The sequence below is a fragment of the Streptomyces thermocarboxydovorans genome (assembly GCF_039524635.1).
GTDB classification, from domain to species: Bacteria; Actinomycetota; Actinomycetes; order Streptomycetales; family Streptomycetaceae; genus Streptomyces; species Streptomyces thermocarboxydovorans.
Genome location: NZ_BAAAGU010000019.1, coordinates 37,793 through 60,348, shown reverse-complemented (window position 1 = coordinate 60,348; position 22,556 = coordinate 37,793). Strand labels below are relative to the sequence as shown.

Genomic DNA, 22,556 nt, shown 5'->3' with positions numbered 1-22,556 from the left:
TAGAGCCCACGCGTAAGGACTACAAGTGGAACTGGCCTATTACTCCGACTACGCCGTCCGCCTCGTCAACACCGAGGAACCGGCGCGGGGGAAGGACACCCTGACCTCTGTCGAGGCGGTACGCGATCTCTTCGGCGCCAATCAGTCGGCCGCACGCCGCGCCACGGAGGCCGATGTCACCCGGTTCCGCTCGGTCCGCGCCCGGCTGCGCGCGGTCTTCGAGGCGGCCGACTCCGGCGACGAGACCCTGGCGGTGGACCTGCTGAACTCGCTGCTGCTGGAGTTCCCGGTCAGCCCTCAGATCTCCGGCCACGACTTCCGCGACGACGACGGCCGTCCGCTGTGGCACATGCACCTGGCCGACCACCCGTCCAACGCCACCGCCGGCTACGCCGCGATCGCCGCGATGGGCCTCGCTTTCCACCTCACCGAGTACGGCGTGGACCGCCTGGGCCTGTGCCAGGCCCCGCCCTGCCGCAACGCCTACCTGGACACCTCGACCAACCGCTCGCGCCGCTACTGCTCCGACCGCTGCGCCACCCGCGCCAATGTGGCGGCCTACCGCGCCCGCAAGCGCCTGGAGGCCGACCGGTCGGAGGAGAACACCGGCCGGGCCGCGGAGAGCGCCCAGGCGAGCAGCGCAAGCGGCGAGCGCTGAGCGGGCTTGCGGGGCCGGTACCGGAAGCGCACCTTGCCCAGCACCAGCTCGTCGGGCACCACCCCGTAGTCGGTGCTGTCGCCGCCCGCGTAGCCGTTGTCCCCCAGCACCCACCAGCCGCCGTCGCGCCGCTCGGCGATCCGCTTGACGACCAGCAGGTCCTGCTGGAAAGGATGGCGCAGCACGACGACGTCACCCACCCGGACGCGGGCTCCGTAGTGCACCAGGAGCCGGTCCCCGTGATACAGCGTCGGCACCATGGACGGCCCCGTCACCTCGGCCACCCCGAAGGGCGGCGTCGACCTCGTCCGCTCGGCGTCCGACAACTCCGGCATCACCCGGCACCTCCCCGGTCTTTCCTCCACCAGTCTCAGTGTGACCCCGGACTTTTGTCCTTAAGCCCGCGGGGGCACTCGCGAAAAGGGGTCACGCAGGGAGTAATGTCCCCCCTGAGAAGACGATCACGAGGGAGGAATGCTTCATGCTTTCCCGCCTGTTTGCGCCCAAGGTCACGGTCAGCGCGCACTGCGACCTGCCCTGCGGCGTGTACGACCCGGCCCAGGCCCGCATCGAGGCGGAGTCGGTGAAGGCCATCCAGGAGAAGATGGCCGGCAACGACGACCCGCACTTCCGGGCCCGTGCCGCTCACATCAAGGAGCAGCGCGCGGAGCTCGCGAAGCACCACGTCTCCGTGCTGTGGAGCGACTACTTCAAGCCGCCGCACTTCGAGAAGTACCCCGAGCTGCACCAGCTGGTGAACGACACGCTGAAGGCCCTGTCGGCCGCCAAGGCGTCGACGGACCCGGCCACCGGTCAGAAGGCGCTGGACTACATCGCCCGGATCGACGAGATCTTCCGGGAGACCAAGAAGGCCTGATCTTTACTCAGGCCCTCTGACCTGCGGTTTCCTTGATCGCCTGGTCTTGCAGTCCGCACCCGGTCCGCAGTCCGCCGAGAACGGCGTCCATGACGGACCGGGTGCGGTCTTCTTCGCCCGGCCACAGATGGGCATAGATCCGCAGGGTGATGACGGCGGACGCGTGGCCGAGGACGAGCTGCACCTGCTTGACGCTCGCCCCGCCGGCGATGAGCGCGGAGGCGAAGAAGTGGCGCAGGTCGTGGGTCACCATGTGCGGCAGCTCAACGGGCTTGCGCCCCTCGCGCTCGGCTACGGTTCCCGAACACGCCGAGTCCGTACTGGCCCGCCTCGGACAGACAGTGGAGGACAGCTACCGGCTCATCGACCGGCTACTGGCGGAGGCCGATGCGCATGGTGCCGGACGTCTCCACCGGCTCCAGCACGCTCGGCCTGATCAACTACCTCTTCGGCAAGGGGCGACGCGACGAGCACACCGACCCCCACATCGTGCCGCCTGGGACATGGCCAGCGCTCCCGACCCCGGACGCGATCCCGACGCCACCTACACCCAACTCGCCAGGCGGCTCGACCACCATGTCGACCTGCGCACACGCGAGCTGGGCGGCAACAAGCCGCCGCAGCACGTATGGCACTGCCCCGTACGCACCGCGCCCGGCCACACCACCACCGCACTGCACACGGCACACATCGTCCTCGACTCCGGTGACGAGGCCGCCGCCCAGGGCTACCTGGCCACCTTCGGCGACGCCCTGTACAACATCGCCAGCGCCACGACCGGCCCACACCGGGCACAGCTGCGGGCGGCGGCCATGTCATTCAACCGGGCCCGCCGCTCAGCCATCCGCGCGGACCACCAGGCCGCCACCGCCCTGCGAAAGGCCGCCAAGGAACTCGCCTACGCCTCCAGTGAGCCGGGCGGGCCCGCCGTCGCCCTGCTCTTCGCCACCGTGCACCTGGCCCGCGCCGCCGCCAAGTGGCACGAGCGGCGCGGCCACGAGCAGCAGGCCGCAGCGGCCGAGGAAGCCTTCCGCCACCTGCAGGCGGCCTATCAGCAGGCCGCCGCACCGGTCTTGGCGGACCTCGCCCGCCGCGCGCCGGGGCACCCGCAGCACCCGCGTCACCCGAGGCACTGCTCCACATCACCCACGCCCGTGCCTTCGCCGCCGTGGGCGAGAAGGCCGCAGCTGCCCGCGCCCTGTTGGCAGCCGAGGACGCCCTGCTCCGCGAAGACGGTCCCCAGCCCAGCTATTCCCTCGTCAGCGGACCAGCCGCCGGCACTGTCGCAAGCCACACGGCACGAACGCTGACCGACCTCGCCGATCACGTCGGAACCGAGCAACAGCACCGAGACGCGCTCGTGCGCTGGGACCCCGTGAAGTACAAGCGCGTCCATGCCCTCACCTACGCCGACCTGGGCGACAGCCTCGCCGCCCAGGCCCGCGCCGATGAGGCCGTCGCCGCCTGGACATGTCCTCCAGCGTAGGTCCGGGTGGGGCTCAGCGCTTCCTGGAGTAGGTGCGCACCACCGCGCCGTTGCCGAAGGTGCGCGTGGATTCGAGGGTGAACTCCAGCAGGGGGAACTCGGCGGTGAACATGGGCATGCCGGTGCCGAGCACGATCGGGTAGGTCTTGATGACCATCTCGTCGATCTCCCCGGCCAGTTCCCCGGCGACGCGGGAGCCGCCGCAGAGGTAGATGTCGTACGGGCTGTCCTCGGCCTTCAGCTCGCGGACCCGGCCGACCAGGTCGTCGGAGACGATCTCGACGTTCGGGTCGGGCGATTCGGTGAGGGTGCGGGAGGCGACGAACTCCCGCAGATGGGCATAGGGGCTGGTGATGCCCTCCTTCAGCGCGAGGTCGTAGCTGGCCCGGCCCTGGATGACCGTGTCGAACCGCTTGTTCGGCAGGTCGTCCAGGCCCAGGGCCCGGCGCCCGTGGGTGGGCAGGGTCTCCGGGTACTCCGTCTTCAGGTACTCGAAGAACTCCTCGTCGACGAACCGCATCATGGCCGAGGCGTCGCCGCCGGGGTCGCCGATGAAGCCGTCGATGGAGCAGGCGATGAAGTAGGTGAGCTTTCGCACGATGGCCTCCTGGCTGCGTGTGCCCCGACCGCGTTGCCCTGGCTGAGTTGCCTGGGTGTGCCGCCTCGCTGACGACTTCAGTTGTAGTACTTCGGTTGTAGTGGCCGCAAGGGTTTATCGCGTTCAGCGCAGGCGGGGGCGCGGTTCGCGCCACATGGGCCACATGCAGGGGCCGTCGGGGAGGCGGAGAGGTTCCCCGGTGAGTGCGAAGCCGAGGCGTTCGTAGAGGCGGCGGCTGCGTTCGCTGCTCGCCTCCAGGTACGCGGGCAGCCCTTCGCGGTCGCAGCGGTCGAGGACCGAGGTGATGAGGGCGGTGCCGAGGCCCTCGCCCTGCCGCTGCGGGGCCACGCCGATCATCCACAGGTACTCGTGGGCCCGCCCGGAGGGGTGGATCGCCGCGGTCAGCCTGCCGATCTGCTCCACCCGCTCGTTGTCCGGGTCGACCGCCTGCCGCAGCTGTGCGGGCCCGTCGTCCTCCTCCCCGGAGCCGTGCTCCTCCGCCGGCATCGACATCCACAGCGCGCACGCCGAGCCGTCCTCCGTGACGTCGATGCGCCCGCCGGCGAGCACGATGTCGGTGAACGCCGCCATCAGCCGGTGATGCGTGCGCCGCCGGTGCTCCTCGCCGGGGAACACCCAGCTGCTCACCGGGTCGTCCTGGAACGCCTCGTCCAGCAGCCGGACCACCAGCTCCCGGTCGCCCTCACCGGCCGTACGGATCGCCACGCCCATCTCCGCTTCTCCTCTCAACCGCCTTGTCGTGTACGGGGGTTGAGCCTACGGGTGAGGGCGGGGCGGGTGATGCAGCGGGCGGGCCCCGCACACCGTGGGGAAGTGCGGGACCCGCCGCCGGGTCCGGAGCACCGGCGCCGTGCGGGTCAGGGTCCGCACGGCCCGGCGGCTCCGGGGCCTTCAGGTGGTGCGCCGGGTGACGAACTCGGCCAGAGACAGCAGCCCCCCGGCGCCCTCCGGGTGAGGCACCGCGCGTGCCAGTTCCTGCATCGCGCGGGCCATCCGGTCGGCCGCCTGGGCCTGCGCCCAGTCACGGCCGCCCGCCCGTTCCACGGCCGAGGTGATGCGTTCCAGGTCCTCCCTGGTGTGTTCCAGGTCCCCCTTCGCGTGCGGGGCCGCGTAGAGCGCGGCGAGTTCGGTGGCCGCCGGGGAGCCGGAGGTGAGCGCGGCGACCACCGGCAGGGACTTCTTGCGGGCGGCCAGGTCCGCACCGGCCGGCTTGCCGGTGCGGCCGGGGTCGCCCCATATGCCGATCACGTCGTCGATCAGCTGGAAGGCCAGCCCGGCCTGACGCCCGAACGCGTCCAGCGCCCGCACCTCGGCGTCCGAGGCGCCGGCGTACAGCGCGCCCAGGGCGCAGGCGCAGCCGAGGAGCGCGCCGGTCTTGGCCTCGGCCATGGCCAGCGTCTCGTCGAGGGTGACCTCCTGCGGGGCGCGCCGTTCCATGGCGGTGTCCGCGTGCTGGCCCGCGCACAGCTCGATCACGCAGTCGGCGAGCCGGGCCGCGGCGAGCGGGGCGGCCCGGTGCCCGTCCTCGGCGAGCAGCCGCAGGGCCAGCGCCTGGAGGGCGTCCCCGGCGAGGATGGCGTCCGCGTCACCGAACACCGTCCAGGCGGTGGGCCGGTGGCGGCGGGTGGTGTCCCGGTCCATCACATCGTCGTGCAGCAACGTGAAGTTGTGGACGAGCTCCACCGCGGCGGCGGCCCGTAAGGACGCCGCACGCGCACCTGGTCCGCCGAGGGCGGAGGCCGCGGCCAGCACCAGGGCCGGCCGGATCGCCTTGCCGGATCCGCCGGAGGCCGGGGTGCCGTCGGCGTGCTCCCAGCCGAAGTGGTAGCGCGCGATCCGGCGCATCGGGCCGGGCAGCGAGGCGATTGCGGCCCGCAGCACCGGGTCGACCTCGGCCCGCGCCAGCTCCAGCAGCGTCGTCGCCTCGTGCCTCTCGGCGGGACGCCGTACGGTCCCCGGTACGCCCCGGGGTGAACGCCCTGCCGTGGACTGTGTCCTGAGCTCCGTCATGGACTCACCCCTGCGACCGACCCGGAGGATGAGCGGCGGGTGACGCCTGCACCGCCGTAGCGCGCGTACCTGGAGGGTGTACCCGTCCGGGCGGGCGGGGACACGGCGGGCCGGCCGCGGCGTGGCTGGATCGTCACCACCAGCGGCCGATCTCGACGTTCTCCAGGACGCCCAGTGCATCCGGTACCAGCACCGCTGCCGAGAAGTAGGTCGTGACCAGGTACTTGATGATGGCCTGTTCGTTGATGCCCATGAACCTGACGGACAGGCTCGGCTCGATCTCGTCCGGGATGCCGGAGGCCCGCAGGCCGATGACGCCCTGGTCCTCCTCGCCGGTGCGCAGCGCGATGATGGAGGTGGTACGGGCCTCGGTCACCGGGATCTTGTTGCACGGGAAGACGGGCACCCCGCGCCAGGTGGGGATGCGGCTGCCGCCGATGTCGATGGTCTCCGGGACCAGCCCCCGCTTGTTGAGCTCGCGGCCGAACGCGGCGATGGCACGCGGGTGGGCCAGGAACATCCTGGTCCCGCGGCGCCTGCTGAGCAGTTCGTCCATGTCGTCGGGGCTGGGCACGCCGTCGTGCGGCTGGATCCGCTGGTCGTACTCGCAGTTGTGCAGCAGGCCGAAGTCCCGGTTGTTGACCAGCTCGTGCTCCTGACGCTCCTTCAGTGCCTCGACGGTCAGTCTGATCTGCTGCTCCGTCTGGTTCATCGGCTGGTTGTAGAGGTCGGCCACACGGGTGTGGATACGCAGCACGGTCTGGGCGACGCTCAGTTCGTACTCGCGGGGCCGGGGCTCGTAGTCCGCGAAGGTGTGCGGGATGTCCGGCTCGCCGCTGTGGCCGGCCGCGAGGTCGATCTCCTTCTCGCCGTACTTGTTGGTGCGCTGGGCCGGGACGGAGCGGCTGCGCCTGAGATGCTCGCGCAGGGTCTCGGAGCGCCCGGCGACCTGCTGGACGGCCTCGCGGGGCAGCACCAGCACGGTGCAGGCGGTGAGCGTGCGGGCCGTGTACTCCCAGATGGCGTCCTCGTCCAGCAGGGCCTGGTCGCCGAAGTAGGCGCCGTCGGCGACGACTCCGAGGGACTCGTCGTCGCCGTAGGGGCCGGTGCCGATCTTCTCCACCCTGCCGTGCGCCAGCAGGTACACCTCGTCGGTGGGGCTGCCGAAGGAGGCGATCACCTGGCCGGCCTCGATCTCCCGCTGCCGGCAGCGGGCGGCGAGTTCGGCGAGCACCTCCTCGTCCTCGTAGCCCCGCAGGGCCGGCAGTTCGCCCAGCTCCGCGGGGATGATCTCGACGCGGTCGCCGGTCTTCACGAATGTCATCCGGCCGTCGCCCACGGCGTAGGTCAGCCGCCGGTTCACCCGGTACGTTCCGCCCTTGACGTCCACCCACGGCAGCATGCGCAGCAGCCAGCGCGAGCTGATCTCCTGCATCTGCGGAACGGACTTGGTGGTCGTGGCCAGGTTCCGCGCCGCCGCCGTACCGAGGCTCTGCTGGGGCCTGGTCTGCTCCGTGCGGACCTCTTCGCCTACCGACATATGGAATTGCCCTCCCAGTCGTGATCCACGCCCATCCGTGCCGGGCATCGATCTGCGAGAGCAAGCCTTCCTCACGTAACGTGCTCGTACCATTACCCGAAAGAGCGGGAATGGATCTTCGAGTACCGGGGCATCCAGTGCTTCCGGCGCGCGCTCCACGCCGGACTCCCGGCGTTCCCGGCACGGGCGGAGCCCGACGCTCCGCGAAGTTGTCCGAATCGGCTCGCACAGGCTCCGAACGATGGGTTCCGGCCGTTCCGTTTCGGTACAAGCACCGGTACGAGACGGCTGCACAGGGCGGCCGTCCGCAGCACGTGAGGAGGCGGTCATGGCCCCACCCATGTCCGCGAGCGCGTTCCTCAGCGCTCTGAAGGCGGAGGGTCTGACAGTCGTCGAGGTCGGCAACTGGCGTACCCACAACCGCAACCACAAGGGCCCCTGGGGGCCGGTGCACGGCGTGATGATCCATCACACGGTGACCAAGGGCAGCGCCAGAACGGTGGAGATCTGCCGCAAGGGCTACGAGAGCCTGCCCGGTCCGCTGTGCCACGGGGTCATCACCAAGGACGGCCGGGTCCATCTCGTCGGCTACGGCCGGGCCAACCACGCAGGTCTTGGCGACGACGACGTGCTGCGGGCGGTGATCGCGGAGCGGGCACTGCCACCGGACAACGAGGCGACCACCGACGGCAACCGGCACTTCTACGGCTTCGAGTGCGAGAACCTCGGCGACGGCGAGGACCCCTGGCCGGCCGCGCAGCTGGAGGCGATCGAGAAGGCCGCCGCGGCGGTCTGCCGCCACCACGGCTGGAACGAGCGGTCGGTGATCGGCCACCTGGAGTGGCAGCCCGGCAAGGTCGATCCGCGCGGTTTCACCATGTCCTCGATGAGGTCCCGCATCCGCGACCGGCTGGATCAGCGGCCGGGATGAAGCCCGGTGGCGGCCCGGCCGGCGATCGATTCCGGCCAAGCCTGGGGCCCACGCCGGTCGGGCACCGGGGACGGCCCGGCGGTAACGGCCTTGGGCCGGTGACAGCCCGCCCCGCCGACGGCCCGGTGCCGGAGACCACCGGCCTTCGCCGCCGGGCCCACCCCACCCGCACCGCCCCCGCCGGGGACAATGGCACCGTGACCTGGCCCGACGCCCCCGACACCCCCGAGTCCGGCGGCTCCCCCGAGTCCTCCGGCTCCCCCGAGGCCCCCGGCTCCCCCGGACTCGCCGGACTCGCCGGGCTCCAACCCCGGCTGCCCTCGCCGGTGCAGGAAGTCGTGGACGAGCGGTTCAAACGGCACGGAGTGCGGCTCGTGCTCAAGCGGGACGACCTGATCCACCCGGAGCTGATCGGCAACAAGTGGCGCAAGCTGGCGCCCAGCCTCGCGGCGGCCGAGGGCCGGACGGTGGTCACCTTCGGCGGGGCGTACTCCAACCACCTGCGGGCCACGGCCGCCGCCGGACGCCTGCTCGGGCTGCGCACCGTCGGCGTGGTCAGGGGGCACGAGCTGCGCGACCGCCCGCTCAACGACTCCCTCGCCCGCTGCGCCGCCGACGGCATGCGGCTGCACTTCGTCGAGCGCTCGGTCTACCGCCGCAAGGCCGAGCCCGGGACGCTGGCCGCCGTCCTGCGGGACGCCGGCGTGGGAGAGGACGCGTACGTGGTGCCCGAGGGCGGCAGCAACGCCCTGGCCGTGCGCGGCTGCCGTGCGCTGGGCGAGGAGCTGGCGGGCGTGGCCGACGTAGCCGCGGTCGCCTGCGGGACCGGCGGGACGCTGGCCGGGATGGCCGCCGGACTCGCGCCAGGTGCACGGGCGTTGGGGGTGCCGGTACTCAAGGGCGGCATCCTGCACCGCGAGGTGGAGGCGTTGCAAACGGCCGCGTTCGGCGGCCCGGTCGGCGACTGGAGCCTGGACGACCGCTTCCACTTCGGCGGTTACGCCCGCACCACACCGGAACTCGACGCGTTCGCCGCGGACTTCGAGGACCGGCACGGCGTTCCGGTCGAGCGTCTCTATGTCGCCAAGTTGCTTTACGCCCTTGTCGCTCTCGCGGAGGAGAGAGCCTTCCGGCGCGGCAGCACGCTGGCCGCCGTCGTCACCGGGCGCCCCTTCCCCGAAGCCCCCGGTCCGTGATCCCCCGAAGGCCACCGGCCCGTCGTCCCAGGTCGTCCCCGCCTACGCCGTCTCCCTGAACGTTCGTCCCCGCCTACGCCGTCTCCCTGAACGCCGCCGCCTCCTCGAGGTCGAGCCGGCGCAGCAGGGTGCGCAGCATCTCGTCGTCGATGTAGCGGCCGTCGCGCAGCCGCACGAACACGTCGCGTTCGGCGCCGATCATCTCCCGCGACAGCCGCCGGTAGGTGTCGTCCACGGACTCCCCGGTGACGGGGTTGGTCTGCCCGAGCCGTTCCCAGACGGCGTTGCGGCGGTGTTCCAGGACCGCGCGCAGCCGGTCGGCGAGCGGGACGGGAAGGGCGTTGCGCTCGTCCGCCAGCAGTTCTTCGAGGCGCCGTTCCGCGGCTCGCGAGGCCTGTGCCTGGGCGTTGGCCTCGGTGAGCGTCTCCGCCTGGGCGTCGCGCGGCGGGAACTTCAGCAGGCGGGTCAGCAGCGGCAGCGTGAGTCCCTGGACGACCAGCGTGCCGATGACGGTGGTGAAGGTCAGGAACAGCAGCAGGTTGCGCTGCGGGAAGCCGGCGCCGTCGGCGGTGAGCGGGATGGAGAAGGCGATGGCGAGCGACACCACTCCGCGCATCCCGGCCCAGGCGATGACGAACGGCGCCTTCCAGCCGGGCCGGCCCTCCCGCTCGCGGATCCGCGCCGACAGCTTCGGCGGCAGCCAGGTCGCCGGGTAGACCCAGATGAACCGCACGGCGACGACCACCGCGAAGACGGCGAGCGCGTACCAGGCGGCCTCGAGGCCCTCGTAGTCGCCGAGGCCGGTGAGGACGACCGGCAGTTGCAGCCCGATCAGCGCGAAGACCGCCGACTCCAGCACGAAGGCGACCATCTTCCACACGGCCTCCTCCTGCAGCCGGGTGGCGAAGTCGGCCTCCCAGGCGCGGTGCCCCAGGTAGAGCGCGACGACCACGACGGCGATGACCCCGGAGGCGTGCACCTGCTCGGCGAGCGCGTAGGCGGCGAACGGGATCAGCAGGGAGAGGGTGTTCTGCAGCAGCGCCTCCCGCACATGGGTGCGCAGCCAGTGCAGCGGCACCATCAGCACCAGGCCGACCAGCCAGGCCGCCGATGGCGGCGAGCAGGAACTCGCCGACCCCGCCCATCCAGGTCATGCCCTCGCCGGCGGCCGCGGCGACGGCCACCCGGAACGCGGTGATCGCGGTGGCGTCGTTCAGCAGGGACTCGCCCTGGAGGATCGTGGTCACCTTCGACGGCAGTCCCACCCTGCGGGCCACCGCGGTGGCCGCGACGGCGTCCGGCGGGGCCACCACCGCGCCGAACACCAGCGCCGCGGTCAGCGGCAGCCCCGGCACCAGCAGATACAGGACCCAGCCCACGGCGAGGGTCGCGAACAGCACGTAGCCGACCGACAGCAGCGCCACCGGCCGCAGCTGGGCGCGCAGGTCGAGGTAGGAGCTCTCGGTCGCCGCCGAGTGCAGCAGCGGCGGAAGGATCAGCGGGAGCACCACGTGCGGGTCGAGCGCGTACGCGGGCACTCCGGGGACGTAGCTGACCGCGAGTCCGGCGGCGACGAGGAGCAGGGGCGCCGGAATGGGGGTGCGCCGGGCGGCCGCGGCGACCGCGGCGCTGCCGGCGACCAGCAGAAGCAGCGGCATCACGTCCATGTCCGGCACATCCTCGGTTTCGGCTCGCCCGTCGTAATCTGGCCATCATGAAACAGTGCACGCACGCCGACGCGCTGCCGCACCCGGAGCCCGCTCCGCTCAGTGAGACGTGCCCCGAGTGTCTGCGGGACGGCACGGACCCGGTGCAGCTGCGCCTGTGTCTCACCTGCGGTCACGTCGGCTGCTGCGACTCTTCGCCGAGGCGGCACGCCACGGAGCACCACAGACGGAGCGGCCACCCGGTGATGCGGTCGCACGAACGCGGGGAGAGGTGGCGCTGGTGCTTCGTCGATCACGTACTGGTGTGACCCGGCGGGTCCCGGGTGCCGGACGGTTCGACCGTCTGACGTCTGGGTACGTCAATCCGGCGCGCGCTCTTCCCGATTGGGCCCGCAGACCCCTAGCCACGGAGCGTATTCATAGTTTTACTATGAGTGACAGCAAGGCCTCGGGGTCCCGGGACAGGACCATGCAGAGCGCGATAGCGTCACCGCTGAACCACGTAGCGCGTTGTCCGGGGGCGGATTCCCGGCCCTGAAACGCTTGTACCACCTTGGAGGTGAGGGTGTCCCAGATCGCAGGCGAGCCCGCGACCCAGGACTTCGTGGAAGTCCGGCTGCCGGCCGCGGGGGCCTACCTGTCGGTGCTGCGCACGGCCACGGCCGGCCTCGCGGCCCGTTTGGACTTCACCCTCGACGAGATCGAGGACCTGCGCATCGCGGTCGACGAGGCCTGCGCGATCCTGCTGCAGCAGGCCGTGCCGGGATCGGTGCTCAGCTGTGTCTTCCGGCTCGTCGACGACTCGCTCGAGGTCACCGTCTCGGCGCCGACCACCGACGGCCATGCCCCCTCGCGGGACACCTTCGCCTGGACCGTCCTGTCCGCGCTCGCGGGCAAGGTCTCCTCCGCCGTGGACGAGGACAAAACCGTTTCGATCAGCCTCTACAAACAGCGCGGCGCGGGACCCGGGCCGGCGTGAGGAACGAGGACGGGCCGGTGCGGGACGAAGAACGCGGCACACGGGAGCTGCCCGCCGGGGGCGTGCCGGACGGGATCGACGGCATCCCCGAGCAGGCCCGGTCGCATCCGGAGGAGGACTCCGGACCGGTCGGGGCCCCGGGCGGGCCGGCGGACGGTGCCGGACGGCGCACGCCCGCGGGCGGCCGGACGGGGGCCGCCTCCGGCCAGGCGGGCGTCCCGGCCCGCGCGAGGCCGGCGACGGGGGACGAGGCGAACGCTCGGGGAAGGGCGACGGGCGGGACGATGAACGAGCACGAGCGATACGCCGAGGACGAGGCGCCGCGGGCGCCGGGTGTGCCGGGTGTGCCGGCCACACCGGCCGCCCGCAGCGCGCCGGGCCCTCAGGGCACGCACGGCACGCACCACGACCCGCAGGACCGCAGCGGGGCGCGCGCCATGTTCCTCCGGCTGCGCACCCTGCCGGACGGCAGTCCCGAGTACGCGGAGCTGCGCAATCAGCTGGTCCGCATGCATCTGCCGCTGGTGGAGCATCTGGCGCGCCGCTTCCGCAACCGCGGTGAGCCCCTGGACGATCTCACCCAGGTCGCCACCATCGGTCTGATCAAGTCGGTGGACCGTTTCGACCCGGACCGGGGCGTGGAGTTCTCCACCTACGCGACCCCGACGGTGGTCGGCGAGATCAAGCGGCACTTCCGGGACAAGGGCTGGGCGGTGCGGGTGCCGCGCCGGCTGCAGGAGCTGCGCCTGGCGCTGACCACGGCCACGGCCGAGCTGTCCCAGCTGCACGGCCGCTCCCCCACGGTGCACGAGCTCGCCGAGAAGCTGGGCATCTCCGAGGAGGAGGTCCTGGAGGGCCTGGAGTCGGCCAACGCGTACTCCACGCTGTCCCTGGACGTCCCCGACACCGACGACGAGTCCCCCGCGGTCGCCGACACCCTGGGCGCGGAGGACGAGGCGCTGGAGGGTGTGGACTACCGGGAGTCGCTCAAGCCGCTGCTGGAGGATCTCCCCCCGCGGGAGAAGCGGATCCTGCTGCTGCGCTTCTTCGGCAACATGACCCAGTCGCAGATCGCGCAGGAGGTCGGCATCTCGCAGATGCACGTCTCCCGGCTGCTGGCCCGCACCCTGGCGCAGCTGCGGGAGAAGCTGCTGGTCGAGGAGTGACCGAGGGTGAGCGCACCCGGCGAGTGAGCACATCCGGATGCGGGCGGCGGGGGCCCGCCTCTGCCGTGCGGCCTCTTGTGCGCGGCCGCTTGCCGACCCCCGGTGTGCGGCCCCTTGCCGACCCCCGGTGTGCGGCCCCTTGCCGACCCCCGGTGTGCAGCCCCCTGCCGACCCCCGGTGTGCAGCCCCCTGCCGGCCCTCGGCGTGCAGCCACTTGCCGGCCCGCGGCCGTGCGGCTCCTTCGGGGCGCTCCGCGGCGCTGCTACTTCTCGGCGTTCCCCGGTCCCCTGATGCCCAGGGCCTTCGTGGTCTCCGCGTTGATCAGCAGTACCAGGGAGCCGACGGCGACGACGGCGAGGGCGATGCCCGCCGGGATGGCGATGCTGTCGGCCTGGAGCAGGTTGTAGGCGATGGGCAGGGCCATGATCTGCGTGATGACGGCCGGGCCCCGGCTCCAGCTGCGCCGGCCGAGCAGTCCGCGGGCGGCGAGCAGCGGCAGCAGCGCCAGGAGGATCAGCGTGATCCCGCCGGTCACGGCCTGCCGCCGGTCGTCCGGCTCCCCGGTGATCCCGAGCACCAGCATCCACACGCCCCCGACGACGAGCGTCAGCCCCTCCAGGGCGACGAGCCCCGCGGCGTAGGTCAGCCGGCGCGGGCGGGGGCCGGTGGTGTCCGGTGCGGTGGCGGGGGTCTGGTCCTTGCTCACCCCAGAAGGGTAGCCCTCACCCTGGGCGCGGTACCGCCCAGTAGGTACCCTGCAACGCATGCGTGCACTTCTCGTGGTCAATCCGGCGGCAACGACTACCAGTGCGCGCACGCGCGACGTGCTGATCCACGCACTCGCCAGTGAGATGAAACTGGACGCGGTCACCACCGAGTACCGCGGGCACGCGCGCGATCTCGGCCGGCAGGCCGCGCAGAGCGACGACATAGACCTGGTGGTGGCCCTCGGCGGCGACGGCACCGTGAACGAGGTGGTCAACGGTCTGCTGCACGCCGGCCCCGACCCGGAGCATCTGCCGGGCCTCGCGGTGGTCCCCGGCGGCTCCACCAATGTCTTCGCCCGTGCCCTCGGCCTGCCGAACCAGCCGGTGGAGGCCACCGGTGTGCTGCTGGACGCGCTGCGTGAGGCGCGTCAGCGCACAGTGGGCCTGGGGCTCACCTCGGGCACGCCGGGCACGGAGGACGAGTCGGTCCCGGCCCGCTGGTTCACCTTCAACGCGGGGCTCGGCTTCGACGCGGGCGTGGTCGGCCGGGTCGAGCAGCACCGCGAGCGCGGCAAGAAGTCGACGCACTCGCTCTATATGCGGCAGGTCGTGCGGGCACTGTTCGGTGAGCCGCACCGGCGGCACGGGGTGATCAGCCTGGAGGTGCCGGGCGAGGAGCCGGTCGAGGACCTGGTGCTCTCCATAGTCTCGAACACCTCGCCGTGGACGTTCCTGGGCAACCGCCCGATCTACGCCTGCCCCAAGGCCTCCTTCGACACCGGCCTGGACATCTTCGGGCTGAAGCGTCTGTCCGCCGGCGCGGTTGCCCGGTATGGCACGCAGTTGCTCGCTTCGTCCCCCGAGCGCGGCCCCAAGGGCCGGCACGCCGTCTCCCGGCACGATCTCACCCAGTTCACCTTGCATTCGAAGGTGCCACTGCCCCTTCAGATGGACGGTGACCACCTGGGGCTGCGTACCAGCGTGACGTTCACAGGCGTACGCCGTGCACTGCGTGTGATTGTGTGAGCAGAACGGGCCAAAGTCCTTTCACTCGAACGTTTAGGCCAGGGTCCACCCCATGGAAGTACGGCTGTGACCTAGTCGACACCGAAGAATCCAAAAAAACTTCCCGGAAGGGGTTGTATCCGGGGTCGAGGTTTGCGAGTCTCTACATGGCGATCGGGACGGCCCGCAACACCGGCCTCCACAGATCACCGGAACCCCTCTACGAACCCAAGGACCACGCCAGGGAACCTGGCGGTCGGCCCTTCCCTTGTTGAGGGATTCGTGAAAGCGTTCACATTCACAAGCAACCCGCAGTAATACCAAGGAGAGGTAGCAGCCATGGACTGGCGTCACAACGCCGTTTGCCGCGAGGAAGACCCCGAGCTCTTCTTCCCCATCGGCAACACCGGTCCTGCGCTGCTGCAGATCGAGGAAGCCAAGGCCGTCTGCCGCCGCTGCCCGGTGATCGAGCAGTGCCTGCAGTGGGCGCTCGAGTCCGGCCAGGACTCCGGCGTCTGGGGTGGTCTCAGCGAGGACGAGCGCCGTGCGATGAAGCGCCGCGCCGCCCGCAACCGGGCCCGTCAGGCCTCCGCCTGACACACCCACCCCTGCTGACAGCCTGAGCTTGGCGGCGCGTGCACCGCGTACGCATCTCCCGCCCCCGAGCCGCAGCGCGCAGTTCCCTAATGCGCATCAGCCCCGGACCGTTCACCGGTCCGGGGCTCTTTGCCGTCTGCGCCGTCTGCCTCGCCGTCTGTCTCCGGTCGCCTACTTGTCGACCTGCACCGGGATGTCCAGGATCACCCTGGTCCCCCGCTCCGGCGCCGGGACCATGTCGAAGGTGCCGCCCAGCTCACCCTCCACCAGGGTCCGGACGATCTGCAGCCCCAGATTGCCGGCGGTCTTCGGGTCGAAGTCCTCGGGCAGACCGACCCCGTCGTCCTGGACGGTGACCAGCAGCCGGGCGTCCCTGCTGGTGCCGCCGCGCACCGCGGAGACCTCGACCGTGCCGGTGTCGCCCTCGCGGAACCCGTGCTCCAGGGCGTTCTGCAGGATCTCGGTGAGCACCATCGACAGCGGGGTGGCCACCTCCGCGTCCAGGATGCCGAAGCGGCCCGAGCGCCGGCCGGTCACCTTGCCCGGCGAGATCTCGGCGACCATCGCGAGCACCCGGTCGGCGATGTCGTCGAACTCGACGCGCTCGTCGAGGTTCTGGGAGAGCGTCTCGTGCACGATCGCGATCGAGCCGACCCGGCGCACCGCCTCCTCCAGCGCCTCCCGGCCGCGGTCGGAACCGATCCGGCGGGCCTGCAGGCGCAGCAGTGCGGCCACCGTCTGGAGGTTGTTCTTCACCCGGTGGTGGATCTCCCGGATGGTGGCGTCCTTGGTGATCAACTCCCGTTCACGGCGGCGGAGTTCGGTGACGTCCCGGAGCAGCACCAGCGAACCGATGCGCGTGCCCTTCGGTTTGAGCGGGATGGCGCGGAACTGGATGACCCCGTCGTGCGCCTCGATCTCGAACTCGCGGGGCGCCCAGCCGCTGGCGACCTTGGCCAGCGCCTCGTCCACCGGGCCGCGGGACGGGGCCAGTTCGGCGGTGGTGCGGCCGAGGTGATGGCCGACCAGGTCGGCGGCGAGCCCCAGGCGATGGTAGGCGGACAGGGCGTTCGGGGAGGCGTACTGGACGATGCCGTCGGCGTCGAGCCGGATCAGCCCGTCGCCGACGCGGGGCGAGGCGTCCATGTCCAGCTGCTGGTTCGCGAACGGGAAGGCCCCGGCCGCGATCATCTGGGCGAGGTCGGAGGCGCTCTGGAGGTAGGTGAGCTCCAGCCGGCTGGGGGTGCGCACGGTCAGCAGATTGGTGTTGCGGGCGATCACGCCGAGGACCCGCCCCTCGCGCCGCACCGGGATCGACTCGACGCGGACGGGCACCTCCTCGCGCCACTCGGGGTCCCCCTCGCGCACGATCCGGCCCTCGTCGAGCGCCGCGTCCAGCATGGGCCGGCGGCCGCGCGGGACGAGGTGGCCCACCATGTCGTCCTGGTAGGAGGTGGGGCCGGTGTTGGGCCGCATCTGGGCGACGGAGACATAGCGGGTGCCGTCGCGGGTGGGCACCCACAGCACCAGGTCGGCGAAGGAGAGATCGGAGAGCAGCTGCCACTCCGAGACCAGCAGGTGGAGCCACTCGAGATCGGTGTCGTCGAGGGCGGTGTGCTGGCGTACGAGTTCGTTCATGGAGGGCACGTCAGCGAGCGTACCCGCGCGATTGTGCAGCGCTGAAACACCCGCGGTGTGCGCCCCGGGACACGGATGGTGTGCGCCCTGGAGCACGGGCGGTGTGCGCCCTGAGACACCCGCGGGCCGCGGCGCCTGAGAGGGACCCTCAACCCTCCCGGCACCGCAGCCCGGAGCATGATCGGCCGTGGGGTGTGCGGTCCCGGTCGGCCGAGCGTGAGGATCCGGTGCAGTCAGGGCAGAGAGCCCCGGACCCTCGGTCCGCCTTCCTGTGCGGGGGAAGGCAGGTCTGTGTGTTCCTGTCTGGCATTGTGGACTAGACCACTAGCCATGTCCATGCTCGCGACGAGCGCTCCCGTCCCGTTCGCCGCCTTCTGCCCGGTCGCCGGGCCGGCGTCACGTTCAGAACGCAGCCTAGCCCGAAGGAGTTCCCCTGCGGAGCCGCTCGGCCGCGCAGTTTTCCGAATGTGATGGCGCCGGCGTCCGCGGGGGCACGAGGAGTGAGGACCCCGGCGAAACGCGAGCCGTCCGCGCGCCACTGGAAGGCCGGAGCGACTGGAGTGAGGAGACGAAAGAGGCGGCGAAGGGCCATGGGACGGGACCCGCTCCTCTGTTAGATTGGTCTAAACCACATCCGGGACGGGCGCCCGCACCGGCGTCGCACCCGGCCCGAGCCCTCCTTCCAGATCGGCAGGCCCAGCGTGGAAGTTGTCATCGTTCCGGACGCCCCGGCCGGCGGCGAACTCATCGCCGAGGCCATCGCTCAGCTCCTGCGGCGCAAGCCCGACGCCCTGCTCGGTGTGGCCACCGGCTCGACGCCGCTGCCCGTCTACGAGGCGCTGGCCGCGAAGGTGCGCGCCGGCGCGGTCGACGCCTCCCGGGCCCGGGTGGCGCAGCTCGACGAGTACGTGGAGCTGCCCGCCGACCACCCCGAGTCGTACCGCTCGGTGCTGCGGCGCGAGGTGCTGGAGCCGCTCGGCATCCCGATGGAGTCGTTCATGGGCCCCGACGGGACCGCCGAGGACGTACAGGGCGCCTGCGAGGCGTACGACAGGGCGCTGGCCGAGGCGGGCGGCGTGGACCTGCAGCTGCTCGGGATCGGCACGGACGGGCACATCGGCTTCAACGAGCCGTGCTCCTCGCTCGCCTCGCGCACCCGGATCAAGACGCTGACCGAGCAGACGCGGATCGACAACGCGCGCTTCTTCGACGGCGACATCGAGCAGGTGCCGCACCACGTCATCACCCAGGGCATCGGCACCATCCTGGAGGCCCGCCACCTGGTGCTGCTCGCCACCGGCGAGGGCAAGGCGGACGCGATCGCGGCCACGGTGGAGGGCCCGGTCGCCGCGGTGTGCCCGGCCTCGGCGCTGCAGCTGCACCCGCACGCCACCGTGGTGGTCGACGAGGCCGCCGCCTCCAAGCTGAAGCTGGCCGACTACTTCCGTCACACCTACGCGAACAAGCCGCGGTGGCAGGGGCTCTGATCACCGTCTCACGACCCCGTCATGGACTAGACCAGCCCCCGTCCCGGCGGTATACAGAGGAGATCACGGAGCGTGCGGGGCACCGCCCCGCCGCGAGCCGTGCCACGATGTGCTCCGTGGCCGATGGGGATGTCGGTCGCTTCGGGACTCGGAGCCGGGAAGGCAGAGCATGAGCACCGACGTCAGCAGTGCGGAGAACGAGAACGGGACCACGGTCCGTACGGCGCGCGTGCCCAAGTACTACCGGCTGAAAAAGCACCTGCTGGACATGACCGAGACCGCGCCGCCCGGCACTCCGGTGCCGCCGGAGCGGACGCTGGCCGCGGAGTTCGACACCTCGCGCACCACCGTGCGCCAGGCGCTGCAGGAGCTGGTGGTCGAGGGGCGCCTGGAGCGCATCCAGGGCAAGGGCACGTTCGTCGCCAAGCCCAAGGTGTCGCAGGCGCTGCAGCTGACCTCGTACACGGAGGACATGCGCGCCCAGGGACTCGAGCCGACCTCGCAGCTGCTCGATCTGGGGTACATCACGGCCGACGACCGGCTGGCCGAGCTGCTGGACATCGCGCCCGGCGGCCGGGTGCTGCGCATCGAGCGGCTCCGGATGGCCAACGGCGAGCCCATGGCCATCGAGATCACCCATCTGAGCGCCAAGCGCTTCCCGGCGCTGCGCCGCAGCCTGGCGAAGTACTCCTCGCTCTACACGGCCCTCGCCGAGGTCTACGACGTGCATCTGGCGGAGGCCGAGGAGACCATCGAGACCTCGCTGGCCACCCCGCGCGAGGCCGGCCTGCTGGGCACCGATGTGGGCCTGCCGATGCTGATGCTCTCCAGGCACTCGCTGGACCGTGACGGCAAGCCGGTGGAGTGGGTGCGCTCGGTGTACCGGGGCGACCGGTACAAGTTCGTCGCCCGGCTCAGGCGCCCTCAGGAGTGAGCGGTCCGCTGCGGTCCCGCGCGCTCTCGGCGGGGCCGTCCGCGACCCTCGGCGAGCCACCCATTCCCGGCAAATCGGACGGTTGACAGAGATTTCGTTGCTGTTGTTTTGCGGTTGAGCGGCGCTCGCATACCGCTGAGCGGACACGGGGTTCCTGACCTGGTGCGCCTGACCTAGATTTCCTGCGCATTGCCAGCCGGTGATCCGTGAGGGGACAGGAGCCGCAGATGTCGCAAGCCCCAGATACCGGCAGGGAACCAGTGGTGACGCCCGTGCGCGTCGTCATCGGTCTCTGCCTCGTCGCACCGTTCGTCGCCATGCTGTGGGTCGGCTCGTACGCCAAGACCGACCCGGTGCTGATCGGCATCCCGTTCTTCTACTGGTACCAGATGCTGTGGGTGCTGATCTCGACCACGCTGACGATGGTCGCCTACAAGCTCTGGCAGCGTGACCAGCGTGCCCGCAAGGCCTCGAAGGGCGGTGCGGAGCAGTGAACGAGGACGTCAACGTCGTAGCGCTCGCCGTCTTCATCTTCTTCTTCGTGCTGGTCACGGTCATGGGCTTCCTGGCCGCGCGCTGGCGCAAGGCGGCGAACGAGCACACCCTGGACGAATGGGGCCTGGGCGGACGGTCGTTCGGCACCTGGGTGACCTGGTTCCTGCTGGGCGGTGACCTGTACACCGCGTACACCTTCGTGGCCGTCCCGGCGGCGATCTACGCGGCAGGCGCGGCGGGCTTCTTCGCGGTGCCGTACACGATCCTGGTGTATCCGCTGATCTTCACCTTCCTGCCCCGCCTGTGGTCGGTGTCGCACAAGCACGGCTATGTGACCACCTCCGACTTCGTGCGCGGCCGCTTCGGCTCGAAGGGGCTGTCGCTGGCGGTGGCGATCACCGGCATCCTGGCGACGATGCCGTACATCGCGCTGCAGCTGGTCGGCATCCAGGCCGTGCTCGACGTGATGGGCGTCGGCGGCGGGGAGAGCACCAACTGGTTCATCAAGGACCTGCCGCTGCTGATCGCCTTCGGTGTACTGGCCGCGTACACCTACTCGTCCGGTCTGCGGGCGCCCGCGCTGATCGCGTTCGTCAAGGACACGCTGATCTACCTGGTGATCGCGGTGGCGATCATCTACATCCCGATCAAGCTGGGCGGGTTCGACGACATCTTCGCCAGCGCGAGCAAGGCGTTCGGCGAGACCAACCCGGCCACCGGCCAGCCGCGCGGTGCGCTGGTGCCGGGCGACGCGGGCCAGTGGACGTACGCGACGCTGGCGTTCGGTTCGGCGCTGGCGCTGTTCATGTACCCGCACTCGATCACGGCGACGCTGTCCTCGCGCAGCCGTGAGGTGATCCGCCGCAACACCACGATCCTGCCGCTGTACTCCCTGATGCTGGGCCTGCTGGCGCTGCTCGGCTTCATGGCGATCGCGGCCGGGGTGAAGGTGCAGAACGGCCAGCTGGCGATCCCGCAGCTGTTCGAGAACATGTTCCCGGACTGGTTCGCGGGTGTGGCCTTCGCGGCGATCGGCATCGGCGCGCTGGTGCCGGCGGCGATCATGTCGATCGCGGCGGCGAACCTGTTCACCCGCAACATCTACAAGGACTTCATCAAGCCCGACGCCACACCCAAGGACGAGACGCGGGTGTCCAAGCTGGTCTCGCTGCTGGTGAAGGTGGGTGCGCTGGTCTTCGTCCTGACCATGGACAAGACGGTGGCGATCAACTTCCAGCTGCTCGGCGGCATCTGGATCCTGCAGACCTTCCCGGCGCTGGTGGGCGGCCTGTTCACCCGCTGGTTCCACCGGTGGGCGCTGCTGGCCGGCTGGGCGGTCGGCATGATCTACGGCACGGCCGCCGCGTACGGGGTGTCCTCGCCGACGCAGAAGCACTTCGGCGGTTCCGCGGACGAGATCCCGGGCATCGGCGAGATCGGGTACATCGGTCTCACCGCCTTTGTGATCAACGTCCTGGTGACTGTGGTCCTGACCTTCGTGTTCAAGGCGGTCAAGGCGCCCGAGGGCAACGACGAGACCCAGCCGTCGGACTACACGGCGGACGCGGGCGACCCCGGTGTCCAGGTGGAGCTGCCGCCGGCCACCGCGGCCGCCGAGCACTGACGCGCTGACGCTCCGATGCGCTGACGCGCTGACGCACTGATGCGCTGAGCGCGGTTCCCGCGCCGTCGTGGGCCGGGCACGGGCCGCCGGAGAGATCCGGCGGCCCGTTGTCGTACCCGTGCGGCAGACTCGCTCCATGGACATCGTCATCAGGCCGGTGCAGGCCGAGGAGTACGAGGAGCTGGGGGAGATCACCGCCCGGGCCTATCTCGACGACGGGCTGCTGGACTTCGGGGAGAGCGACGCCTACCTGGGCGAGCTGCGGGACGTGGCCAAGCGGGCGGCGGCAGCCGAGGTGCTGGTCGCCGAGGAGCGGGGGCGGCTGCTGGGCGGGGTGACGTTCGTGCCGGACGGAGGGCCGATGGCGGACATCGCCGGGCCGGGCGAGGCCGAGATACGGATGCTCGCGGTGGACCGGGCCGGCCGGGGGCGGGGCGCCGGGGAGGCCCTGGTGCGTGCCTGTGTGGAGCGGGCGCGGGCGCTCGGGTGCGAGCGGATGGTGCTGTCCACGCAGGCGTCGATGCATGCGGCGCACCGCATCTACGAACGGCTCGGGTTCGTCCGCACCCCCGAGCGGGACTGGAATCCGGTCCCGCACCTGGACGACCTCACGCTGCTCACCTATGAACTGACGCTCTGACAGCATCGCGGCACAACATATGGGGGTGCTCGCACCACCCGGCACAAGATGTATGCTCATGCTCGCTGTCGCCGCAGGGGAATCCGGTGCGAATCCGGAACTGTCCCGCAACGGTGTACTCGTGCCTGCCCGCCTCTCGTGTGCGTGCCACGGGCCAAGTCCGAGGACCTGCCGACAGTGCGCCCGGCCGTCCGGTCGGGTGCCCTGACGTCCGGGCCTCGCGGAATGGGCCGGTGGACGCGGCGCCGTGTGCGCTCGTGAGCTGCCTCCTGCCCTCGACGAGGCCCCTGTGCCGAGCGA

21 protein-coding genes, 4 pseudogenes and 1 riboswitch are annotated in these 22,556 nt (G+C 71.1%); of the genes and pseudogenes, 16 read left to right on the top strand and 9 right to left on the bottom strand.

Features of this window, described 5'->3' with window-relative positions; genetic code table 11:
* Positions 1–25 precede the first annotated feature (25 nt).
* Positions 26–658, top strand: a complete 633-nt coding sequence (locus ABD198_RS11370; RefSeq protein ID WP_167998407.1) for a CGNR zinc finger domain-containing protein — start codon at positions 26–28, stop codon at positions 656–658.
* Here the strand turns inward: ABD198_RS11370 and sodX are convergent.
* On the bottom strand, positions 559–993 hold the full coding sequence (gene sodX, locus ABD198_RS11365; RefSeq protein WP_343999980.1) for a nickel-type superoxide dismutase maturation protease: 435 nt from the start codon (positions 991–993) through the stop codon (positions 559–561). The genes ABD198_RS11370 and sodX overlap by 100 nt on opposite strands.
* Positions 994–1,139: 146 nt before the next feature.
* Between sodX and sodN the strand changes: the two genes are divergently transcribed.
* Positions 1,140–1,535 carry a superoxide dismutase, Ni gene (gene sodN / locus ABD198_RS11360; protein WP_343999979.1) on the top strand — a complete coding sequence of 132 codons (396 nt, stop codon included), beginning with the start codon at positions 1,140–1,142 and terminating at the stop codon, positions 1,533–1,535.
* A gap of 7 nt (positions 1,536–1,542) precedes the next feature.
* Here the strand turns inward: sodN and ABD198_RS11355 are convergent.
* Positions 1,543–1,872 (bottom strand): annotated as a pseudogene (locus ABD198_RS11355) (tyrosine-type recombinase/integrase); the annotation flags it as partial.
* A gap of 56 nt (positions 1,873–1,928) precedes the next feature.
* Between ABD198_RS11355 and ABD198_RS11350 the strand changes: the two are divergent.
* Together ABD198_RS11350 and ABD198_RS11345 are read left to right on the top strand one after the other, a co-directional pair.
* Positions 1,929–2,635, top strand: a pseudogene (locus ABD198_RS11350) (relaxase/mobilization nuclease domain-containing protein); the annotation flags it as partial.
* A 23-nt stretch (positions 2,636–2,658) separates the two neighbouring features.
* A pseudogene (locus ABD198_RS11345) lies at positions 2,659–3,006 on the top strand (tetratricopeptide repeat protein); the annotation flags it as partial.
* Positions 3,007–3,034: 28 nt separating this feature from the next.
* Here ABD198_RS11345 and ABD198_RS11340 read toward each other — a convergent pair.
* The 4 genes from ABD198_RS11340 to ABD198_RS11325 all read right to left on the bottom strand — a co-directional run bounded on the left by ABD198_RS11340 (position 3,035) and on the right by ABD198_RS11325 (position 7,190).
* Positions 3,035–3,619: a dihydrofolate reductase family protein gene (locus ABD198_RS11340; RefSeq protein ID WP_343999977.1), complete on the bottom strand. Its 585-nt coding sequence runs from the start codon at positions 3,617–3,619 to the stop codon at positions 3,035–3,037.
* Positions 3,620–3,742: 123 nt separating this feature from the next.
* Positions 3,743–4,351, bottom strand: coding sequence for a GNAT family N-acetyltransferase (locus ABD198_RS11335; RefSeq protein ID WP_343999975.1), 609 nt, complete (start codon positions 4,349–4,351; stop codon positions 3,743–3,745).
* Positions 4,352–4,531: 180 nt separating this feature from the next.
* Positions 4,532–5,650 (bottom strand): family 2 encapsulin nanocompartment cargo protein polyprenyl transferase, encoded by a 1,119-nt coding sequence (locus tag ABD198_RS11330; protein WP_343999974.1) that lies wholly within the window; start codon positions 5,648–5,650, stop codon positions 4,532–4,534.
* 133 nt (positions 5,651–5,783) lie between these two features.
* A complete protein-coding gene (locus tag ABD198_RS11325; RefSeq protein WP_343999972.1) occupies positions 5,784–7,190 on the bottom strand; it encodes a family 2B encapsulin nanocompartment shell protein in 1,407 nt (468 codons plus the stop codon).
* Positions 7,191–7,518: 328 nt separating this feature from the next.
* Between ABD198_RS11325 and ABD198_RS11320 the strand changes: the two genes are divergently transcribed.
* Together ABD198_RS11320 and ABD198_RS11315 are read left to right on the top strand one after the other, a co-directional pair.
* Complete coding sequence (locus ABD198_RS11320) at positions 7,519–8,121, top strand: N-acetylmuramoyl-L-alanine amidase (protein ID WP_343999970.1); 603 nt, start codon at positions 7,519–7,521, stop codon at positions 8,119–8,121.
* Positions 8,122–8,435: 314 nt separating this feature from the next.
* Positions 8,436–9,317: a 1-aminocyclopropane-1-carboxylate deaminase/D-cysteine desulfhydrase gene (locus tag ABD198_RS11315; RefSeq protein WP_344000041.1), complete on the top strand. Its 882-nt coding sequence runs from the start codon at positions 8,436–8,438 to the stop codon at positions 9,315–9,317.
* Between the two features lie 73 nt (positions 9,318–9,390).
* On the opposite strand, the pseudogene ABD198_RS11310 reads toward ABD198_RS11315, so the two are convergent.
* A pseudogene (locus tag ABD198_RS11310) lies at positions 9,391–10,984 on the bottom strand (Na+/H+ antiporter).
* Positions 10,985–11,031: 47 nt separating this feature from the next.
* On the opposite strand from ABD198_RS11310, the gene ABD198_RS11305 reads away from it, so the two are divergent.
* The 3 genes from ABD198_RS11305 to ABD198_RS11295 all read left to right on the top strand — a co-directional run bounded on the left by ABD198_RS11305 (position 11,032) and on the right by ABD198_RS11295 (position 13,129).
* On the top strand, positions 11,032–11,292 hold the full coding sequence (locus ABD198_RS11305) for a UBP-type zinc finger domain-containing protein (RefSeq protein ID WP_343999968.1): 261 nt from the start codon (positions 11,032–11,034) through the stop codon (positions 11,290–11,292).
* A 257-nt stretch (positions 11,293–11,549) separates the two neighbouring features.
* Entirely contained in the window at positions 11,550–11,963 is a 414-nt protein-coding gene (locus tag ABD198_RS11300) for an ATP-binding protein (RefSeq protein WP_004925829.1), read from the top strand.
* Between the two features lie 17 nt (positions 11,964–11,980).
* Positions 11,981–13,129 (top strand): RNA polymerase sigma factor SigF, encoded by a 1,149-nt coding sequence (locus ABD198_RS11295; RefSeq protein WP_344000039.1) that lies wholly within the window; start codon positions 11,981–11,983, stop codon positions 13,127–13,129.
* 262 nt (positions 13,130–13,391) lie between these two features.
* Here ABD198_RS11295 and ABD198_RS11290 read toward each other — a convergent pair whose 3' ends face one another.
* On the bottom strand, positions 13,392–13,835 hold the full coding sequence (locus ABD198_RS11290; RefSeq protein WP_343999966.1) for a hypothetical protein: 444 nt from the start codon (positions 13,833–13,835) through the stop codon (positions 13,392–13,394).
* Positions 13,836–13,893: 58 nt separating this feature from the next.
* Here ABD198_RS11290 and ABD198_RS11285 point away from each other — a divergent pair, with 58 nt between their 5' ends.
* Both ABD198_RS11285 and ABD198_RS11280 read left to right on the top strand, forming a co-directional pair.
* Positions 13,894–14,862, top strand: coding sequence for a diacylglycerol/lipid kinase family protein (locus ABD198_RS11285; protein WP_343999964.1), 969 nt, complete (start codon positions 13,894–13,896; stop codon positions 14,860–14,862).
* A gap of 318 nt (positions 14,863–15,180) precedes the next feature.
* Positions 15,181–15,438, top strand: a complete 258-nt coding sequence (locus tag ABD198_RS11280; RefSeq protein WP_003992873.1) for a WhiB family transcriptional regulator — start codon at positions 15,181–15,183, stop codon at positions 15,436–15,438.
* 171 nt (positions 15,439–15,609) lie between these two features.
* Here ABD198_RS11280 and ABD198_RS11275 read toward each other — a convergent pair whose 3' ends face one another.
* A complete protein-coding gene (locus ABD198_RS11275; protein WP_344000037.1) occupies positions 15,610–17,076 on the bottom strand; it encodes a sensor histidine kinase in 1,467 nt (488 codons plus the stop codon).
* A gap of 701 nt (positions 17,077–17,777) precedes the next feature.
* Here ABD198_RS11275 and nagB point away from each other — a divergent pair.
* From nagB to ABD198_RS11250, 5 genes are all read left to right on the top strand, one after another.
* Entirely contained in the window at positions 17,778–18,563 is a 786-nt protein-coding gene (gene nagB / locus ABD198_RS11270) for a glucosamine-6-phosphate deaminase (protein WP_343999962.1), read from the top strand.
* Between the two features lie 169 nt (positions 18,564–18,732).
* The gene (locus ABD198_RS11265; protein ID WP_343999960.1) at positions 18,733–19,497 is read left to right on the top strand and encodes a GntR family transcriptional regulator; all 765 of its coding nucleotides are present in this window, start codon (positions 18,733–18,735) and stop codon (positions 19,495–19,497) included.
* Between the two features lie 227 nt (positions 19,498–19,724).
* The gene (locus ABD198_RS11260; RefSeq protein WP_343999959.1) at positions 19,725–19,991 is read left to right on the top strand and encodes a DUF3311 domain-containing protein; all 267 of its coding nucleotides are present in this window, start codon (positions 19,725–19,727) and stop codon (positions 19,989–19,991) included.
* Positions 19,988–21,616, top strand: a complete 1,629-nt coding sequence (mctP, locus tag ABD198_RS11255) for a monocarboxylate uptake permease MctP (RefSeq protein ID WP_343999957.1) — start codon at positions 19,988–19,990, stop codon at positions 21,614–21,616. Before ABD198_RS11260 ends, mctP begins: the two co-directional genes overlap by 4 nt.
* A 136-nt stretch (positions 21,617–21,752) precedes the next feature.
* On the top strand, positions 21,753–22,256 hold the full coding sequence (locus ABD198_RS11250) for a GNAT family N-acetyltransferase (RefSeq protein WP_343999956.1): 504 nt from the start codon (positions 21,753–21,755) through the stop codon (positions 22,254–22,256).
* Between the two features lie 52 nt (positions 22,257–22,308).
* A riboswitch (cobalamin riboswitch) is annotated at positions 22,309–22,446 on the top strand.
* The last annotated feature ends 110 nt before the right edge of the window (positions 22,447–22,556 follow it).

Bases quoted from the DNA above. Each gene is read 5' to 3' on its own strand.
- sodX (WP_343999980.1), bottom strand. From the start codon at position 993: ATGCCGGAGTTGTCGGACGCCGAGCGGACGAGGTCGACGCCGCCCTTC.
- sodN (WP_343999979.1), top strand. From the start codon at position 1,140: ATGCTTTCCCGCCTGTTTGCGCCCAAGGTCACGGTCAGCGCGCACTGC.
- ABD198_RS11335 (WP_343999975.1), bottom strand. From the start codon at position 4,351: ATGGGCGTGGCGATCCGTACGGCCGGTGAGGGCGACCGGGAGCTGGTG.
- ABD198_RS11330 (WP_343999974.1), bottom strand. From the start codon at position 5,650: ATGACGGAGCTCAGGACACAGTCCACGGCAGGGCGTTCACCCCGGGGC.
- ABD198_RS11325 (WP_343999972.1), bottom strand. From the start codon at position 7,190: ATGTCGGTAGGCGAAGAGGTCCGCACGGAGCAGACCAGGCCCCAGCAG.
- ABD198_RS11320 (WP_343999970.1), top strand. From the start codon at position 7,519: ATGGCCCCACCCATGTCCGCGAGCGCGTTCCTCAGCGCTCTGAAGGCG.
- ABD198_RS11305 (WP_343999968.1), top strand. From the start codon at position 11,032: ATGAAACAGTGCACGCACGCCGACGCGCTGCCGCACCCGGAGCCCGCT.
- ABD198_RS11285 (WP_343999964.1), top strand. From the start codon at position 13,894: ATGCGTGCACTTCTCGTGGTCAATCCGGCGGCAACGACTACCAGTGCG.
- ABD198_RS11280 (WP_003992873.1), top strand. From the start codon at position 15,181: ATGGACTGGCGTCACAACGCCGTTTGCCGCGAGGAAGACCCCGAGCTC.
- ABD198_RS11275 (WP_344000037.1), bottom strand. From the start codon at position 17,076: ATGAACGAACTCGTACGCCAGCACACCGCCCTCGACGACACCGATCTC.
- ABD198_RS11265 (WP_343999960.1), top strand. From the start codon at position 18,733: ATGAGCACCGACGTCAGCAGTGCGGAGAACGAGAACGGGACCACGGTC.
- ABD198_RS11260 (WP_343999959.1), top strand. From the start codon at position 19,725: ATGTCGCAAGCCCCAGATACCGGCAGGGAACCAGTGGTGACGCCCGTG.
- ABD198_RS11250 (WP_343999956.1), top strand. From the start codon at position 21,753: ATGGACATCGTCATCAGGCCGGTGCAGGCCGAGGAGTACGAGGAGCTG.